Origin of the sequence: Streptomyces sp. NPDC032472, assembly GCF_040636955.1 — a bacterium.
In the GTDB taxonomy this organism is placed as follows: Bacteria; Actinomycetota; Actinomycetes; order Streptomycetales; family Streptomycetaceae; genus Streptomyces.
Genome location: NZ_JBEZVK010000017.1, coordinates 100431 through 118037, shown reverse-complemented (window position 1 = coordinate 118037; position 17607 = coordinate 100431). Strand labels below are relative to the sequence as shown.

The window sequence follows — 17607 nt, the reverse complement described above, 5'->3', positions numbered from 1 at the left end:
GAGGAATACTTTCTGTAATCACTCCGGCACCGGAACGCGCCGCGCCGGGCGGCGAGGTGCTTCTGGATGGGCTGCCCAGGGCGGAGACAACGACCCCTGAGGTCAGCCCAGGCCCGACGTGCAGCCAGTTCTGCAGACCAGCCCGAGCGAACCCGGCCGCGGTGCCCAAGGATGGAGTCGCCGGTTTTGACCTGCCACGGCATGGGATGGCGCTCAATCCGCCAACTCGACCGCTCACCCGCCAACTGAAGCGCTCAGTCACATCCGGGCTCGCTCTTGTTCGGGGTGTGGCCTGCTACAGGTCGAACTCGATGTGGTCGATGTCGGTGAACTCCACCAGGAGACCGCCGGCGCGGCGGCCGCAGTCCTTGAAGTAGATCTACTGCAGGCCCTCAGCGGCGATGTCGAGCAGCTGCTGCTCGCTGGCTCCGGCGTCCTGGGCGTCGAAGAGGCGGCCGGCGAACTCGGGTGGCAGTCCCACGGTGAGGTGGCGCAGTCGGCCGTCGTCGGTGGTGCCGGGTGCGGCGGTGTAGCCGAAGCGGGCGCGGGTGCCGACGAATGCCGCCGGTGGTGGCAGCGGCCTTCTTGGCCCTGGCGCGGATCTGGGGCTGCCAGCGCTTCTTGACCTCGCGCTCTATGCGGTCGGCGAGCTCGGGGCGGGGCTTCTTGATCTGGTCCTTGAGGTACCGCTCGACGGTGCGCTGGGTGATGCCGAGCGCGGCCGCGGCGGCCTTGGTGGACTTGTACTGCTTGACCAGGTAGCGCATCTGGGCGCCCGCCGACTTTGGGATCGGGCGGGTGAACGCCTTCTGCACTGCCTGGTTGAGGCCGTCCCCGAGCTGTGCCCTCGCGGTTTACTCCCCGCCGTCGGTGTGGGTGATGTTGCCGTCCTTGATGTAGCGGGCGAGGTTGAGGTCGCCGCCGTGCTGCTCGCGGACGCCTTCGCCCCACAGGACGGTCTGGGTGCCTTCGTGCTTGACCAGGCCCGGGTTCACGCCGAGCTTCCACCCGCCGGGGAGCGGCTTGCCCTCGCGGTAGGGCAGGAAGTCCAGCGGGTTCGTCCCGTCGACGGCGTACACGGCGCAGTCGGAGAGGATCGCAACCGGGTACTGCCCGGTGAAGGCGGCGTGCTTGAGGATCTTGCGGTGCATGTTGATGCGGGTCCGGGAGATGACCGCGGCGCGGATGTCAGGGCGCCAAGTCGGCCGGGACAGGGCCCGCCACGGCTGGCCGGGCTTCCAGCCCTCGCCGCGGGGCCGTTCGCGGAGCTTGCCGATGCCACCCTTGACCGTGGCCTTGATCGCTGAAACGACGATCGCCATCTCCGGGTCGCGCTGCCGGTAGCCGTCCATGGCCGCGAGGAACTCCTGTGGCGGCAGGTCGGTGCCGACGCCGAGGTCGGCCATCGTCGCCAGGTACGCGTCGCGTAGCCGGCCGTACCAGGCGTCCAGGTAGCGGCCGTTCTCGTAGCGGACGTACGCCTCGAGCGGGGCGACGTCGTAGCCGAGCTCCACCGCGTACGCCACCGTCGGCGTCGCGTACCAGGCCGGGCCCTCGGGGCGGGTGCCCTTCGGCGTGAACGGGTTGGGCAGCAGGTCGCTGTTCAGCTGGACCCAGTCCTTGCCGGACTTCACTCGGGAGAGGTCGACGTGGGAGAGGTCGACGAGCCAGGAGCCGGGCAGCTTCGGGTCGAACACCGGTGCCTTGACGTGCGTGGGGGCGCCGAGGCCGACCACCAGGCCGTTGGCGCCCGCGGCGAAGGCCATGTTCACGTCGATGCCGACCAGGTTCGAGCGCATGCACTCGTCGTCGGTCAGCGGCCGTGCCCAGTCGTACGCCTCCTCCATCAGCATCTCGGCCGGGGTGCGCTGGTGGAAGCGCGGGAGGTCGGCAAGCAGAGGGTGGCCGTCGGGGGCCTCGCACGGCGCGCAGTCGACCGGGTCCTTGCCGAGGCTGCCGGGATTGTGCTCGGAGTGCCGGCGGCCGTCGGCGTCGGGTTCGGAGGCGCGGGTCGCCGGGTGGAGGGCGGTCATCAGCTCCAGGCCGGTCACGGCCGTGGAGCCGCGCGGCGTGATCACGCGGGCCGCGTACGTGCCCAGCAGCCGGGCCAGTTCCGCTGGCGGAAGCTGGGCGGCGCCGTTCCAGTGGCGGGTGTCGAGCGCGTCCCAGGACGGGATGCACAGCTGGACGCACGCGCGCTCCGAGCCCTGCGCGGGCCGGTAGATGCGTGCCCAGGGGCCGAAGCCGCGCTTGGTGAGCTGCCACTCCGCTCGGGCCAGCTGTTTGGCGACCTTGTGGCCCTCCGGGAGCCGTCCGGCCAGCCGCTCCTGGTCGGTGAGCTTCGCCGGGAGGCCGTAGCGCTCCAGTGCGGTCTCGGTGAGCACGAGCAGTGGGTCGGCGTCCTTGCCGGGACCGGACAGCCTCGGCTGCCCGAGCTTCGCCTCCTTCAGTGTCCAGTCCACCAGTGTCGGCAGGGACTTGGCGGGCACGTCGAGGACCAGGCCGCCGGTGCAGTACGCCTGCACCTGCCCGTCCTGGACGTCGACGACCGCCAGCGGGCCGTTCTCGAACCGCTGGTCGGTTCCGCCCGCCGGGGTGCCGGTCGGTGCTGCCTTCTTCGCTCCTGGACGGCGCGACGTCGATGACGGCCTGGTGGTGCTCGCCGGACGCTGGGCGGCCGCCGGAGCGGCGACGGGGGCAGGGCTGGTGGGGGTGTTCTCGTGTTCGGTCATGGCCGCAGCCTCGGGTGCCGGGCCTGCGGACAGGGTTCGGGCCTCAGGGGCCGGGGCGGGGCTGCCGGTGAACGTAGCCGGCGCCGTGTCCGTGGCGGCCGCAGCGGTGCTGGCGGGGGCGGGGTAGAGCTCGGCGAGCTTCTTTAGGAGCCGGGCGTACGCGTCGCGTTCCGGGGGGCGGGGCTCGGTCTTGCCGGACTCCCAGCCGGACACCGTGGCGCGGCGCACCTTCAGTGCGGTGGCCACCTCGTCGATCGTCAGGCCGTGCGCGGCGCGCAGTCGCTTGCGCTCGGCGGGCGGCGGGAGTGTGGCGCGGGACGCGATCAGTGCGTCGACCGCGTCGAACAACTCGGACATGGAACACCTCCTACCCCCACCCTACCCCACGAAGCGTGCATTTCGCGTACGCTTCTCGTGCGAAAGCCGTACGTTCTGCGTACGTAGGGGCTAGAGTGGGGCTTGTGGGACCTCCGCTCTGCGACAGGGATTGCGCAGTCCGGAAGGACCCACCACATCGGGCACGCGAGGCACGGCCAGGAGAGGTCAGTGGAGGAGTACGGCGAGTTGTCCGCCGAGGTGATCGTCGCGAAGTTGACGGCGGGCGCGGTGCCACAGGAGCACCCGGTGGCGGTGTTCGTGGCCGGGCAGGCCGGCAGCGGTAAGACGTTGGTGATGGACCTGGTACACGCCGCCCTCGAACAGCGGGGTGGCGCAGTGCGAGTGGAGCGGGACGCCTACAAGGCCCTCCACCCTCACTACTCCGCCTTCCTGGCCCAGGAGGTCCGCACGGCCGGGGTGCGGGTGCGGCCGGAGACCTACCGCTGGCAGGCCGAGGTCGAAGCACACGCCCGCAGCCGCCGGTACGACGTGGTGGCGGAGGAGGCCCTGGCCGACCCGGCCGGGTGGCTGGCCACGCTGGCCGCCTACCGCGAGGCCGGCTACCGGATCGAGGTCGTGGCCCTAGCCGTCCCGGAAGCCGTGTCCCAGCTCGGTGTCCTGGACCGGTACCTGCGCCTTGCCGAGGAGGGCCGGGCCCGGTACGTGGGCTGGGACAACCACGACGCCTGCGCGGCCGCGCTGCCCACCGCCCTCGCGGACCTCGAGACCGGACGCCTGGCCGACCGGGTCGTCGTCGTACGCCGCGCCGGCGAAGTCCTGTATGCCAACGAGCTCACGCCCTCTGGCCGGTGGCGCAACCCAGCCGGGGCGCGCGAGGCGCTGCTGGGCGAGCGGTTACGGCCGTGGAGCGCAGCGGAGACCGGCGTCTTCCGCCGCCAGCTCGCCGATGCCGACCGCCGTGCGCACGATCCGCAGCTGCCCCAGGACTGGGCCCTGGCGGTGCGACGCGACGGCGAGCGTGCCGCCGCCCTGGCCGAGCCGCTGCGACGCGGCGCGCAGGCCCGCCGAGAGGCGCCCGGCGTCGACTACCACCGGCTCTCCGCCGAAGAGCACCGCTTCATCTTCGACGTGCTGATCGCCCCGTCCCTCCTGGAGGGCATCACGCCGCAGGAACGCCCGGTCGCGGTGTACGTGATGGGCCAGCCCGGCTCCGGCAAGACCAGCCAGGCTCGGGTGCTGCGCCGGGCCCTGCGCGGCGGACCCACGCAGATCAGCGGCGACGACTTCAAGGCGATGCACCCGGACTACTACGACCTGCTGCGCGAGGAGCCCCGTACGGCCGGTGAACGTATCCGGGCGGACTACCGAGCCTGGCAGGCGATGGCCGAGGCGGCCGTGCGGGAGCGGCGCGGTGACGTGATCATCGAGATCGCCCCCGGCAGCGCAGCCGGCTTCGTGGAGGGAGCGATGGCCTACCGGCGGGCGGGCTACCGGGTGGAGCTGGTGGTGCTGGCCGCACGGGCGGCGGACTCCCGGCAGGGCACCGCGGTGCGCTGCGCCGATGTGAACCGGCTGGGTGGTCATGGCCGGTTCACCACCGCGCAGGGGCACGACCACCACTTCGCCGTGCTCGCCGACGCGGTGGCCGCGGCCGAGCAGGAGGCGGTGGCCGACTCCGTCATGGTGTGGGGGCGCGAGGGAACCGTTCTCTACCGCAATGACCGCACTCCTGAGGGCTCATGGTCTAGGCCGAGAGCGGCGGCGCAGGCGCTGCTCGCCGAGCAGACCCGCCCCTACACCTCCCAGGAGGCGGCACGCTTCTGGGCCGTCCAGCGCCGCCTGCGCGTCGAGCTCCCCCACTTCCGCCACGACCTGGAGCAGATCGCCCGCCTGGCGCGAGCGCTGATGCCCGCCCACCTTCAGCCGCGCAGGCTTCCCGGCCCCGCGGCCGTGGCCGCCCTGCCGCTCCCCCGGGCCCACGAGGTCGCCGATTATGAGCCGGTGGCCTCCAGCTCCTTCAGCCGGGCCGCGTAGAGAGCGGTGATACGGGCTGTCTCCTCGGCGTCGGCGTCCCTCAGCCGCGCCCGGTCCTGCATGCCCTCCTGGTGCCGGGCGAGCAGGTGCTCCAGCCGCTCCGGGTCGGGGTGGGGCGCGCGGCGCTCGGCCATAAGTTCCCGGGTGTACCAGGCCAGCACCTCCCCCACCACATCAGCGGGGACCTGAGAGCCGGCCACGTCAGCCGGCTCGGAGCTGGAGGAAGACACGGGATCGTACACGGGGGACCAACCTTCGCGGGAAGACGACAAAAGGATCATTGTCGGCCGTGGCCGATATCCAGTCCACCACCAGCGTGCACTGGACGTGCCGCCCGGAGAATCCGCAACGGGCCACGGGGCCGCATAGGTTGGGGGCCCGGACGATCACATGTGGGGGGACCATGGCCGACAACCTGCGTGCGCTGTTCAGCTCCAACGACCCGTCGGCGTTCGACGTCGCGGAGGCGTTCACCGACCGCAACAGCCAGTGGGCCCTGGTGGCCGCCGCACTGGAGGAACACCTCCGCCGCGTCGCCGACGGATCCATCGACGTGGAGGACCTCGAAGCTTCCCGCACCAACGTGATCGTCTTCCACGGCGTCGGCGGCGTCGGCAAGTCCACCCTCCTGCGCAAGATCGAGGCCGCCCTAACCGCCGCCGAGCATCGCCCCGAGCAGTGGGGCGCACCCACCTGGACGGACAAGGTCCTGCCCATCCGGATCGACCTGTCCCGGGCCGCGTCGACCGGCTCGGACTTCGAGCGGGTCATCCTCACGATCCGCCTCGCGCTCGCCGGGGCCCTGGACCGCACGGTGCCCTCCTTCGACGTGGCACTGAGGCACTACTGGGAACACGTCCACCCGGGGGAGCCGCTGGACGAGTACGTCCGACGTGCCGGGCTGGCGGGGCGCTTCGCCAACCTGCTGCCCGGGCAGCTGCGGGCCGGAGTCGGTGAGGTCGCCGCGGCCCTGGCGCTGCCCGGCCTGGTCGGCTCGGCGGCCGGCCAGCTCACCTCCGCGCTCGTCCAGGCCCTGCGCGAGCGCCAGGAACGTGCCCGGGCCCTGGCCGGCGCGACGCGGACGGCGGCCCTGCTGGAAGCCACCCCGGACTTGGAGGCGCTGTCCTACTACCCGCACCTGCTGGCCTGGGACCTGAACCAGCTGCCCACGAAGAAGCGACTCACCCCGGTGGTCCTGCTGGACACCTTCGAGGACACCGCCGACCGCCACCGGGACTTCGAACGGCTGCTGCAGCGCCTGGTCTGGCTCATGCCCAACGTCTTCTTCGTTATCGGCGGCCGCAGCCGCCTGCAGTGGGCCGACCCCGCACTCCACGGCCAGCTCGACTGGACCGGGCCCGCCGCCTGGCCCGGCCTGGCCTCCTCCTCTTCCTCGCTGACCGTCCCGCAGCCCCGGGCAGCCGGCTCCGGCGCCCGGCAGTTCCTGATCGGCGACCTCTCCCCCGAAGACTGCGAAGCCCACCTCGCCCGCCGCCTGGTCCAAGACGGTCAGCCCCTCATCAGCGCCGACATCCGGGCCGCGATCACCGCCCGCTCCCACGGCCTGCCCCTCCACCTCGACCTCGCCGTCTCCCGCTTCCTGGAGATCCGCCGCACCGGGCGCACCCCCACCCCGGCCGACTTCGACTGCACCTTCCCCGCCCTCCTCGCCCGCACCCTCTCCGACCTCACCCCAGAAGAACGCCACCTGCTGCGCAGCGTCAGCCTGCTCGACGCCTTCGACCTCGACCTGGCCACCCAAACGGCCGGCCTCACCCACCAGGCCCTGGCCCGCCGCCTAGTCGAGCGGCCCCTGGTCACCGAAAACCCGTACGCCCTGTGGCCCTACCACCTGCACCGCGCGATCCGCAGCGCCGTACGCGACGACCAGCACAGCGACGACCGCTGGACACCCGCCGACTGGCACCAGGCCGCCACCCGCGCCCTGGCCGCCCTCGGCGACCAGTGGACGAAGGCCGCCGCCCTCGCCCCCAGCCGCATGCTCCTAGTCGCCTGCCTGCGTCAGGGCCTGCGCCTGGCCCGCGACCACCAGCTGACCGGACTGGGCTGGCTCATCGAGGCCGCCTTCGTCTACACCGACGACTCCGTCTGGGAACCCCTCTCCCTGCCCACCGTCACCACCGACGCCCCGGACACCCCCGCCGATGCCGTGGCCGAACTGCTCACCGCGATCGTCCGTCGCCAGCGCGAGCACCGCCGGCTCACCGCCGACCGCCTCACCGCCGTCCTGGACAGCGGCCTGCTGCCCGCCGAGCTGACCGAGATGGCCCTCTACTACCGAGCCAAGGCACACAAAGACCTCAGCCAGAACGACGCTGCACGCACCGGCATGCAGCAGGTAGCCGACGCCGATGGGCGCCTGGCTCCCAAGGCCCGCCGGGCGCTCGCCAACCTGGCCCGTCTCGCCGGCGACTTCCCCACGGCCTTGGCCGCCGTCCCCACCCTGGGCTGGACGGGCCGCCACCACCGCGTCCTCGGCGACATCCACTGGTCGCAGGCCGACACAGCCCAGGCAATCACGGCCTTCGAAGCCGGCCGCGCGGAAGCCGAACAGCACGGTGCCGCCGGCGAGCGGGCCATGATGCAGGTCCGCCTCGCCCTCGCCATCTCGTTCGCCGACCCCGTACGGGCCGACGATGAGCTCGCCCTCGCCCACCAGCTCCTCGACGGCCTCGACCAGCGCTCGAACACCCTCCTCGCCCAGGTCGTCGCCCTGATCAAGGACGCCGGGACCGACGGGGTCACCGACCGCGCCCAGAGCCTGCACGGCAGCGTCGAGAGCGCCGGGCTCCCGTTCCTCCACCGGTTCGTGGAGCTCGCTCTCGCCTTCCACCACGCAGTCCGCGGAGAGGACCAAGACCTGGCGGCCACCATCAACCGCCTGCGTGCCCTCACCGTGACCGGCGACTTCGCGTACTTCACCGACATCGCCCACTTCATGGCCGGCCTTCCCCTGCCCGGCCCGACGACCACGCGGTGGCTCGACGGCGAGGACCAGACACGTGCCAGGTGGCACCGGCTCGTCACCGCCCGCCGCACCCACACGGGGCACGCCCGATGACCGATCCAAAATTCGCCCAGCAGATCCGCCGGAGTTTCGAAGAGGCGTCGGAGCGCCGACACCAGATCTACCTCGCCGAACGCGCACAACGGCAGGCCAGGGAGCGGGAAGAAGACCGGAAGCGGCAGAAGGCAGAGCTGCGGCAATCGCAGGCAGCCTGCCTGGCTGTCGCTGTGGTGCTCGGGCTCATCGGCTGGGGCGCATGGTGGGTCGTGTCCGGCGTTTCCGACTGGCTCGAGGGCCCGGGGCACGGTCCCACTGCGGCCGGACTTGGCCCGTCCCACTCACCCCTGCCCGCTCCCCTTTGGAAGCTGGCCCAGCAAGGCGACGACACCAAGAACGCGACGCTCTGGATCGACATGCACGATGAGACGACGCTTCGCCTCCTCGAACATGTGAGTGCCGAAGACACGCACACCGTTCGCACCGACGACCTCGACGACGACAAGGGCCTGACATCCGCCGATGTCGAGATCACGGTCACCCAGCAACCCCAGCACGCGACGCTGGAGCTGCAGGCGGACAGGAGCCTGGCCGTGTACACCCCGCAGCGTGGCTTCGGCGGACATGACACCTTCGAGTACACCGTCAAACTGCGAAGCCAGCCCGAGGTGCTGAAGGTGAGGTTCACCGTTCAGGTCGGCCTAAGCATGGGCGCCCGCTACGACCTGGAGCACAAATACGAGGACTGCGACGCCGCCCGAGCCGCCGGCGCAGCACCTCTACGCCGTGGAGATATCGGATACGGGCTGCACCTGGATGCCGACATGGACGGCATCGCCTGCGAATAGTCGTCGCGAAGAAGAGGGGCCAGTCGTCCAGGCGGCGCACTTTCGTCGCAGTCGGCGAGTAGGGACGCCAGCAGTGAGATCGAGAATTGGGAGGCCCGCACACCAGGTTGTGCGGGCCAAAGCAAGAGGGACAGTGGCCGGTGAGGCGAGTGCCCCTTCAAGTAGCTCCGACTGTACGCCCTCGTCACCCGCACGGCACCGGGATGGACTATTCCGTCAGGCGCGCGATGATGAGTGGGCGGTGCTGAAGCCGTTGTCGCGGTCGCGGTGTTGGGCAGACCGGCCGGTGTGCCGGCTGCGGTTGATCGATCGTCCCAACACCGTCTACCCGAGCGGGGGTGGCTGGTATGCGCCGACACGTGTCAGGAGCCGGCCTGCGAGGGACACGACCCGCGGCGGGGCGTGACGCACCAGGCCGTTAAACAGACCCCACCATCAGCCGCGGTCGATGCGGGCACAAGCCCTCTGCCGTCCGTGTGCCAGCCTTTCCCCCGCTCTCGTACGGTGTCCTCGTGACGACGACAGACGAGCGGGTCAGCGAGATCACGAAGGCCCTTGCCCACCGTGAATGGGTGCCGAGCGAGACCGAACAGGCCGTGGGCGCCTTGATCGTGCGCAAGCGGCAGAGCCTGATGGGGCACCTGGATCAGCAGCCGATGACGGGCCGTAGCAAGGCGGAGGGGCTGCGGCTCCAACAGGACCTCGCAGATCAAGTCGCCCGGGAAAGCTTGCCGGCTGCCCGGGAGCTGTTGGGCAGGTCGCTGATGGTGGAGCTGATCGAGGCGTATGTGGACACGCTGCGGGCGATGGCGCCGTACGCCGACAAGCTGCGACCGCTGCTGGAGGCAGGCGGGGAGAGCCTGACCGAGTACGACGTCCTCACCCCCGCAGAGCGCGAGAAGATGCAGGACGTCTGGACTGCGATCATCGCGGCCGGCTCCGTTCTGGGAGCCGCAGTGACTGGCGACGTCGACTGACCAGTAAGGGGGGCCAATGAGGGAACAGCCGCAGCCGCACGCGGTCCTGCCCGGCATGGACGTGCACGCCTGCCAGGTCCACAGCCACGTGGTGGTGGTCCACGGCGAGCCGTTGCAGATCCATGTCACCCGGTACCCGTTCGCGAGCAGGCCCTCGATGTGGCCGGGCGGGCCGACCGGCCGTCTCCAGCGGCTCTTCGACGACCTGGAGCTTCACGCCCTGGCGGTCGAACCGCTCGACAGGATGCAGGAGACCCCAGCCCTCGGCAGCGCCGATGTGATCTTGAGCGGCCCCGGGGACCTGCCAGCGCTGCTCATGCTGGACCGCTTGTGCCGGCGGCGCCGCGCGGCCCGCGTCATCGCCGTCGTGACCGACCAGCGCTCCGCGGTCGTCTGGGTCCGCACCAGTGGCGACATTCTGGGCCCGGACACGGGGTACACCATGACGGTCACCTGCGACGAGCCCGGCCCGGTCGAGCTGTACGGGTCCGCGCTGTACGGGTGGGTCCAGTGGTGGGTCAAGACCGTCATGGAGCTGCGCGGCGGAGGAGCGGACGGACAGCAGTCCCCGGTCCAGCTGCGGGAGCTTCCGCCACCACCCGACGAGCTGGACATTGTGGAGGCATGGCGGCCCTACCGGGCCCACATCACCGATATCCACCGGGAGACCCGGCACCGGATCCCCGAGCGCCCGCGCCAGTACTGGACTGAGCCTGGCCCGGAATGACGGCTGAGCTGGGTAGCGGCCGCTGCTCGGATCCGGGGCTGCGGCTTGTCGGAGAGGTGACCGGGGCGGAACCCCCTGCGGGAATCAGGCCCGAGGCCGTGTACGACCGACGTCGTACGGATCGCGAGTTCGCCCAGCGTACGGACCGGCTCAGGGCGAGCGGGTAGGCCATGCGGGGGGAGTGAAGGTGGCTAGCTTTCCTTCCATATTCGAACAGAATTACGATGTCGGTGTGAGTGACACCGACACCTTCCCCTCCGACCTTGTCGCGCTCCAGGAGGAGATGCACCGCCTGCGCGCTGAGCACCACTCCTACCTCAAGGGCCTGCCGTGGAGCGTCGAGCCCCTCGCCGGCTGGGCGCGCGGTGAGCGGTACAGCCACCGCGGGGATGTACCCGACAGCCCCGGGTGGACCGACGAGCAGAAGGCGCGCGTCGCGGCTATGGAGCAGCGGCTGAGGGATCTGGCGGCGGCCGTCACCCTGCATCCGTACTGGGCGACGGTGGAGAAGGAGAAGCTGGTTGCGGCACGGATGCTGCTGAAGAAGCAGACCCGGCCCGACAGCCCCGGGCCGGTGGAGACCAGCGAGGCGGCGTAGCCGTGAGCATCCCCGATCCCCTGCTGCCGTTGCCTCCGCGGCTGGACCAGCTGCTGGTGGTACGCCGCTGGCTCGAGCTGACGCTGGCCCGCGTGGACGCACGGATCGAGGCGGTAGGGGAGCAGGAGGCGGTGCTGGCGCAGCGGCGGCCGCTGCCGGAGCCGGCCGCCTGGTGGCTGGAGTACGGTCGCGGCATCCAGCGGGCTCCGACCCGCGTCCACACCAGTGCCTGTCGGCGGGGCAGCCGCTCCCGCCCGGCAAGCCGGGAGGAGGCGGTCGAGACGCTGCGGTCCGTCCCGACGGTGATCGCGTGCCCGCTGTGCCGGCCCGAGAGCGACCTCGGCCTGCTTGACCTGTAGACACCGCCCCCGTGGCAGGCTCGGCTCCTGCCGGCCGGGCAATCACGCGCGGGGGCGCGGTGTGCGGCCCTCGGTCGCCCTGGCCTGTGTCGGCACCTGCGCCCGCGCCTACGGCACGCCTGCGTCCACGTACAGGCTGCGTACGCTGCCCCCTCCACCCCGACCCGCACCTTTGAGGAGAAGGTCGCTGCTCTGATCAAGGCCCGGCCGCCTGCGAGAACGTGGAGAAGGCCGAGCCCGCGGCGGCCCCGACCGGCATAGTGGACCTGATGGAGGTTCTGCGGACCAGCCGAGTGCGCCCGCAGCCCCAAGGCCACCGGCGAGAAGGCCGCCCCCCACCCGAGCCGCCACCACCTCGCGTCCGTCCCGGACGGACGCCCCACCTCCCCCCACTGCGCAGGCGCCCACCCCCCCACCGGACGTCGCCGCCGAGCCGACGGCGTAGGCGTGCTGTCACAACCCCGTGGCGCTGTGATCCGGCGACAGCAAGGGGGACCTGCTCGGCGGCGAGGAGAGCTCGCGCCATGTCGAGCTCGCTGAACGTGCCCGCCCCGGAGGGAAGTTCCGAGGACGCGTCGGCGGCCGCCCCCAGTGCTGCTGGCGCGCGCCGTCCTACCGACGAAAGTCGCCGAGGCCGACGTCGCCCCAGTCGGCTGCCGGAGAGAGGCGCCGTCGCACCGCGATCGGCTCACCAGGGCGTTACGCAGCGGGTAGGGAAACGCGGGGCCCGGCAGCTCAACAGCGCGCCAGCAGCCCGCCCTTAAAGCTGCTGGCTTTTGGTAGACGCACCAGGTGGGCAGCACGGGAGCGTTTTAGCCAGGAGGCTGATTACCGAACATGCGAGATCACCTTTGAGCCAAGCTGATCAAGACCGCCTACGCAGGCCGCCGAAGGATTGGCCGAAAAATGTAATGCACACACAAGAGGCCGCCCGATATAGGCCGCTCAGGCGCATTGGCTACGCAGCGCTACACCTTGAGGTCAGGCCCGAAGGGGAGGAAGGGCCGCCATTTCCATCGCATGACACTGCGTTGCGAAAAGACCCTCGTCCGGCATGTTTGAGTCAGGCTTTTATCTTTCTATTCCCTGGACTGGATTCGCGGTGCATGTAAATATTCGTAACGCCTCTCGAGAGGGAGTGGTGCGGGGAATTGGGGGGATTATTCGACGCTAGGCAGATCGATATAGCTCTGCTTGAATGCGACGGTCGCGCGATGGTCAACACAGCTTAAAGTCGTGCAATTTGACACGCTCTAATGTGTCATCCGTCCAATTTGCGGATTGACCTTGGATCTTTTCGTGAATTTACACTTTCTTCACTTGCGTCAAACCTGCTCGCCAATCTTGCCTCGCGGTTACTCGAAAGAATGCGCCACCCATCCGAAAGGGTAGGTGGCCTAACAAAGGGAGATGAAATGAAGAAGATGGTTACGGGGATCACCTTGGCGCTGGGTGGGGCCGCACTCGTGGTGGCCACTCAGGGATCGGCACAGGCTTCCGAAACGCCGGCGCCGGTGGCCCGTGCTGCCGCAGTGCAGGCTGAAAATCCGGAGGATGCCCCGCAGGCGATCGGCGGCCTGGGCAAGCTCGCCGGTAAGGCTGCGAAGTCCGCTGGCCGCTTCGCCGAGCGGGCCGCCGTGCACGGCAAGGCGGCAGCGGAGCTGGCCGGCGACTCGGCGCTGGAGGCCGTTGGGGCCGTCAGTGATTTCTTCGGTGTCGCCCCGAGCAACACGCTGCCCGACGGCTCCGACGTGGAGACGGTTTTCGACAAGTGACGGAACACTCTGTAGCCAGGAGGGTGGCGCTGCTCGTCGGCGCCGCCCTCCTGGGCCTTCATTTCCTTGCCTCGGCCTTCTCTCAGATGCCGTTGACTCCGATGAAACTCCGCTACTACCACTATGCTGCCAGTTATCTGGAACCTTATTTCGCCCAAAATTGGATGCTCTTCGCCCCGGATCCCCTGTCCGACAATCGCGGCATCCTGGCACGGGCCACATGTCCGGACGGATCGACCACCGATTTCTATGACGTGACCACGCGATATGTGGAGAAGGCGCAGCAGAGCAGATTTTTCCCTTCGCGTATGTCGCGGCTGGTGACCGGCAGTGTGCAGCAGCTGAGCGGCGGTGACCCGGTTCTGGCGCGGCTGCGGGAATCGCAGAAGGAGGAGAAGAAGAAGGAACTTCCGCTCACGCCTTACGAAAAGACCTCACGAGAGGAGGCCGTCCGGTTTTTGTCGCGTTATTCCTTGACGCAGATGCCTGCGGTCTGCGGCGGAAGGCCTTCAAAAGTCCAAATCCGCCTCTATGTCCAGCAGTTGCCGCCTTGGTCGAAGCGGCACGATCCCAAGGCTGAGGACAAGGTCGACGTCCAGGACATGGAGTGGGTGGAGGTAAGAACCCTGTGAAGAATCTGATCCCTCTTCTGGACAAGGCGAGTAGTCGTCCTTACGCCGTACTCGGGGTAAGCGGTACCCGCCTCCTGCTGGGCTTCGTTGGCTTCATGTACTACGCGAGCCAGTACGGCGACCGCAAATACCTCTTCGGACCAGATGGTGTGCTCCCCTGGGGAGAATTCATCACCAAGGTCCACGACAACGACACCTTCAGCCTGTACACGCTCAGCAGCTCCGATGTGTGGTTCGAGGTCGTCTTCCACATAGGGATGCTGGCCGCCCTCGCGGTGACCTGCGGCGTGGGCGGCAGGATGTCACTGGCTGTCCACTGGGTACTCCTGTGGTCGCTCTACCAGCGCCAGCCCGTTCTCCTCGACGGCGGCGACAATCTGGCCTACGTCGTGCTCCCCATGCTCCTGCTGACCCGCTGCTACGACCGGTTCGCCTTCCCCACGGGCCTTGCCCACCGCCTCGCGCAGCGCATCCCGAGCGTGCTGCGGTCGCTGTCGGCGCCCTTGCACAACCTCGGTATCCTCGCCATCGCCACCCAAATATGCCTGGTGTACGTCGTCAGCGGCCTCTACAAGGTGCAGGGAAAAATGTGGCAGGACGGCACTGCCCTCTTCTACATCCTGAGAGTCTCCGAGTTCAGCCTTCCCGACGTCTCCGACCTGGTCTACAACAACGACATCCTGGTCTTCCTCGGGACGTACTCCACGACCATCTTCCTGGTCTATTTCCCCCTCGGGATCCTCGTCCCGCGGCTGCGCCCGTGGGCAGCAGTGGCCTCCATAAGTTTTCACCTGGCCATCGGCGTGCTGATGGGACTCACCAGTTTTGCCCTGACCATGATGGCGTGCGACCTCATCTTCCTGAGCGGGGCACTCGGCACTGCCCTCCAGCGGTATTCCTCGGCAGCGCACCGGCTGCGATCCTCCCGCCGGCCTTCCGACGAACAGTCCGGCCGAAGCACGGAACCGCATACGGCGGCCGGGGCCAGCAGCGATGCCCCCGAGCCCGCGCCGGCCACCTCGTCCGCCACGTGACGCCTACGAACCGCACGCTCGCCACTCGCACACCCCAGTCCCGAAAGGAAGGCATTCGTGAGCCCAACCAACCGCCCGCAGCCCGTCCTGGCCTTCGACGGAGACTGCGGCTTCTGCCAGGCCGTCATCAACCAGATCTCCGCCCACGGCCGACCGACCATGCACGCCGTCCCCTGGCAGTTCCTTCCCGACACCGCCACCGAGCCGCATCGGGCCCGCCTGGACCATGAAGTCCTCCTGCTCCGCCACGACCAAGTGATCGCGAGCGGCGCACAGGCCCTGGCCACATACATGCGCCACTCCCCCCGCCGCCGCTTTCAATTGGCCGGGGCAGCCATCCAGGCCCCCCTCCTGCGCAACGCCGCGCAATACATCTACCGTTGGGTAGCCCGCCACCGGCACCGTATGCCCGCCGGAACGCCGGCTTGCGCCATTCCGCCCACCCGCCCCTGAAAGGACCCGCGCCCGTGTTACGGACACGCACGCCCACATGCGTCCTCACCAGCGCCGCCGCGCCCCGCACCACACATGGCCACGACCCGGACCGCTACGTCCAGATCGGTTCACTCACCAAAGTCCTCACCGGCACCGCCTTCATCCGCATGGTCGCAGCTGGCCTGCTGGATGCCGCCGACCCGGTGGAACGCTGGCTCCCGGCGCCCCGCGGGACCGGCATCACTCTGCAGCATCTGGCCGAACACACCTCCGGCCTCCCCCGGCAACCTCCTGGGCTGCCGAGCAAAGACCCCTACCGCGGCTTCGACACCGCCGCCCTGCACCGACTGCTGGCCCGCTGCAATGAGATCACCGTCGCGCCCGCCGGCACGACCGAGGAATACTCCAACCTCGGATACGCCGTTCTCGGCGCAGCCTTATCCGCGGCAGCCCAACTGCCCTACGAACAGGTCATCGACGACCATGTCCTGTCGCCTCTCGGCATCCGCGAGATCGCTGCTCACCCCCCGACGGAGCAATGCCTGCACCCCACCGGGCTGTTCGGACGTAAACGACCTGAATGGACCCTGGACGGGGCCATCCTTCCCTCCGGCGGTCTCTGGGCCACCCCCCGCGCCACCGCCGACCTACTCAAGGGCCTGCTCGTCGACCGGAAACTGGGGGATCCCGCCCCCACCTGGCAGACCACCGGCCTCGTCACCTGGCACAACGGCGCGACCGGAACCTCCTCCGCCTTTGCTGGCGCGCTCCCGGGCGGCGCATGGGTCCTGATTCACCGAATCGGCGGCACCTCCAGCGACACCGACCGCATGGGCGTCGAACTCCTCAGAAACCTGCACGATGCCTGATCACTCCCGGTCGTGTGCTCCTCCGCTGCGGCTGATGGCGCAGAAGCCGGCGCCGGGCCCGATCTCCACATCACCGCTTTGCAGGACATGGCCAGCGCCGCCACCTGACCGCTCGGGCGAAGTGGCGGACACCGTCGTCCGCGGCGCGTGGTCCGCCACTTCCAGATCAGAGGTCGCCCTGGACCCGAGCATGCAGATGCTCGTCGTGCCATCCGTCTGCATGAAGCAGAGCGCTTCGCATGGTCCCCTCCAGGGGAAACCCAGCCTTGGTCGCCACCCTGCATGAGGCCGGATTCGCAACAGGGCCCACCGGCTGATCAGCTCCGTTGACTCAACTATGGCACCATGGCCACGGCCCTCAGGCAGAAGCCAGTACAAGAACTCGGCGCTTCCTCTGTGAAGGTCGATGTCGCCGAGCCCAATCAACCCCACGGGCCTGGCATTCGGAGCGGCGATCGCCCAGATCCCGGCTTCCTCGTCCTGCCAGCGCTGTCCCCACCGCGAGATCTTCTCGCGGGCCTCGTCCAGCGACAGGTAACCAGTGCGGTTTCACATCTGAATGTCCGGGTCATGGCAGGACCTGACCAGTACCTCGGCGTCCTGTTCCTGCCATGGGCGCAGCAGGAAGCCGCTGCTGAGGCGGAACACCGGCTGATCACTCCGACTCATGCTGCCGACAGTGACCACAGAAGGTATCGAATCCATCGCAGCATCATGTCAATCGCTGAAATCACAGCTGCCTTTGCACCCGTCCAGGCGACGAGCAGAGATCGAGAGCACAATCAAGCACCCCCTGACAGAGCTCTGCACTCCACCCCGTACTTCGCTCTGCAGATGAACTCGTACGCCGACAACAGCAGCCCGATGACGACGGTTCCCGGCGCCGCGACATAGGCGGCCCGGCCCAGGAAGGACGACATGGGCAAGGCCGGCGGCCCGTGCTGGCGGCTGCGCCTTCGACGTGGGTATGAGCCCAGTCTGTTCACAGCGCTGCACCCCTGCACGTAGACCCGCCAGCAGGCTGTCTTCCAACTTCCGGGCGCTTCCCGCTCTGCTGCCCCCTCCTGCCCGCGTGCGGTTTTCACCGAACCGATCAGCGCCGGACTCGAGTTGTCGGGGCGCCTCCTTCCCTGGGGGCCGACCGGCACCCGGCCGGCCGCCGACGGCCGACGGCCGACGGCCGGCGGCCGGCCACCGGCGGCCGACAAGGGCTGGGCGTGGGG

At 69.3% G+C, this 17607-nt stretch carries 15 protein-coding genes and 1 pseudogene; 12 read left to right on the top strand and 4 right to left on the bottom strand.

All coding sequences use genetic code 11. The features are described 5' to 3' along the window. Positions 1-295: 295 nt before the first annotated feature. Positions 296-815 (bottom strand): annotated as a pseudogene (locus AB0F11_RS14125) (XRE family transcriptional regulator). A 39-nt stretch (positions 816-854) separates the two neighbouring features. After that, a complete protein-coding gene (locus AB0F11_RS14120; RefSeq protein ID WP_362172239.1) occupies positions 855-3089 on the bottom strand; it encodes a helix-turn-helix transcriptional regulator in 2235 nt (744 codons plus the stop codon). 189 nt (positions 3090-3278) lie between these two features. On the opposite strand from AB0F11_RS14120, the gene AB0F11_RS14115 reads away from it, so the two are divergent. Beyond that, positions 3279-5105, top strand: coding sequence for a zeta toxin family protein (locus tag AB0F11_RS14115; protein WP_362172236.1), 1827 nt, complete (start codon positions 3279-3281; stop codon positions 5103-5105). Here the strand turns inward: AB0F11_RS14115 and AB0F11_RS14110 are convergent. Then, complete coding sequence (locus AB0F11_RS14110) at positions 5063-5335, bottom strand: hypothetical protein (RefSeq protein WP_362172233.1); 273 nt, start codon at positions 5333-5335, stop codon at positions 5063-5065. The two genes, AB0F11_RS14115 and AB0F11_RS14110, sit on opposite strands and share 43 nt — an antisense overlap. A gap of 173 nt (positions 5336-5508) precedes the next feature. Here AB0F11_RS14110 and AB0F11_RS14105 point away from each other — a divergent pair, with 173 nt between their 5' ends. The 11 genes from AB0F11_RS14105 (at position 5509) to AB0F11_RS14055 (ending at position 16384) form a co-directional block, all read left to right on the top strand. Next, positions 5509-8187: an ATP/GTP-binding protein gene (locus AB0F11_RS14105; RefSeq protein WP_362172230.1), complete on the top strand. Its 2679-nt coding sequence runs from the start codon at positions 5509-5511 to the stop codon at positions 8185-8187. Further along, the gene (locus tag AB0F11_RS14100) at positions 8184-8978 is read left to right on the top strand and encodes an excalibur calcium-binding domain-containing protein (protein ID WP_362172227.1); all 795 of its coding nucleotides are present in this window, start codon (positions 8184-8186) and stop codon (positions 8976-8978) included. The genes AB0F11_RS14105 and AB0F11_RS14100 overlap by 4 nt, the downstream gene beginning before the upstream one ends. Before the next feature lie 512 nt (positions 8979-9490). Beyond that, a complete protein-coding gene (locus AB0F11_RS14095) occupies positions 9491-9955 on the top strand; it encodes a hypothetical protein (RefSeq protein WP_362172224.1) in 465 nt (154 codons plus the stop codon). A 16-nt stretch (positions 9956-9971) separates the two neighbouring features. Continuing rightward, positions 9972-10682 (top strand): hypothetical protein, encoded by a 711-nt coding sequence (locus AB0F11_RS14090; RefSeq protein ID WP_362172221.1) that lies wholly within the window; start codon positions 9972-9974, stop codon positions 10680-10682. A 232-nt stretch (positions 10683-10914) separates the two neighbouring features. After that, on the top strand, positions 10915-11280 hold the full coding sequence (locus AB0F11_RS14085) for a hypothetical protein (RefSeq protein WP_362172218.1): 366 nt from the start codon (positions 10915-10917) through the stop codon (positions 11278-11280). A 2-nt stretch (positions 11281-11282) separates the two neighbouring features. Further along, entirely contained in the window at positions 11283-11639 is a 357-nt protein-coding gene (locus AB0F11_RS14080) for a DUF6233 domain-containing protein (protein ID WP_362172215.1), read from the top strand. A 1415-nt stretch (positions 11640-13054) separates the two neighbouring features. Then, positions 13055-13414, top strand: a complete 360-nt coding sequence (locus tag AB0F11_RS14075; protein ID WP_362172212.1) for a hypothetical protein — start codon at positions 13055-13057, stop codon at positions 13412-13414. A 23-nt stretch (positions 13415-13437) separates the two neighbouring features. Beyond that, positions 13438-14046: a DUF5819 family protein gene (locus tag AB0F11_RS14070; protein WP_362172209.1), complete on the top strand. Its 609-nt coding sequence runs from the start codon at positions 13438-13440 to the stop codon at positions 14044-14046. A gap of 95 nt (positions 14047-14141) precedes the next feature. Beyond that, positions 14142-15080 (top strand): HTTM domain-containing protein, encoded by a 939-nt coding sequence (locus AB0F11_RS14065; RefSeq protein WP_362172207.1) that lies wholly within the window; start codon positions 14142-14144, stop codon positions 15078-15080. 57 nt (positions 15081-15137) lie between these two features. Further along, positions 15138-15533, top strand: a complete 396-nt coding sequence (locus tag AB0F11_RS14060) for a DCC1-like thiol-disulfide oxidoreductase family protein (RefSeq protein WP_362172204.1) — start codon at positions 15138-15140, stop codon at positions 15531-15533. A 14-nt stretch (positions 15534-15547) separates the two neighbouring features. After that, positions 15548-16384 (top strand): serine hydrolase domain-containing protein, encoded by an 837-nt coding sequence (locus AB0F11_RS14055; protein ID WP_362172201.1) that lies wholly within the window; start codon positions 15548-15550, stop codon positions 16382-16384. Here AB0F11_RS14055 and AB0F11_RS14050 read toward each other — a convergent pair whose 3' ends face one another. Further along, complete coding sequence (locus tag AB0F11_RS14050) at positions 16385-16891, bottom strand: GNAT family protein (RefSeq protein ID WP_362172337.1); 507 nt, start codon at positions 16889-16891, stop codon at positions 16385-16387. Between the last annotated feature and the right edge of the window lie 716 nt (positions 16892-17607).

What these genes read in the sequence shown, in the direction of transcription:
- AB0F11_RS14120 (WP_362172239.1), bottom strand. Translation starts at nt 3,089, where the DNA reads ATGTCCGAGTTGTTCGACGCGGTCGACGCACTGATCGCGTCCCGCGCC.
- AB0F11_RS14105 (WP_362172230.1), top strand. Translation starts at nt 5,509, where the DNA reads ATGGCCGACAACCTGCGTGCGCTGTTCAGCTCCAACGACCCGTCGGCG.
- AB0F11_RS14100 (WP_362172227.1), top strand. Translation starts at nt 8,184, where the DNA reads ATGACCGATCCAAAATTCGCCCAGCAGATCCGCCGGAGTTTCGAAGAG.
- AB0F11_RS14090 (WP_362172221.1), top strand. Translation starts at nt 9,972, where the DNA reads ATGAGGGAACAGCCGCAGCCGCACGCGGTCCTGCCCGGCATGGACGTG.
- AB0F11_RS14075 (WP_362172212.1), top strand. Translation starts at nt 13,055, where the DNA reads ATGAAGAAGATGGTTACGGGGATCACCTTGGCGCTGGGTGGGGCCGCA.
- AB0F11_RS14065 (WP_362172207.1), top strand. Translation starts at nt 14,142, where the DNA reads ATGTACTACGCGAGCCAGTACGGCGACCGCAAATACCTCTTCGGACCA.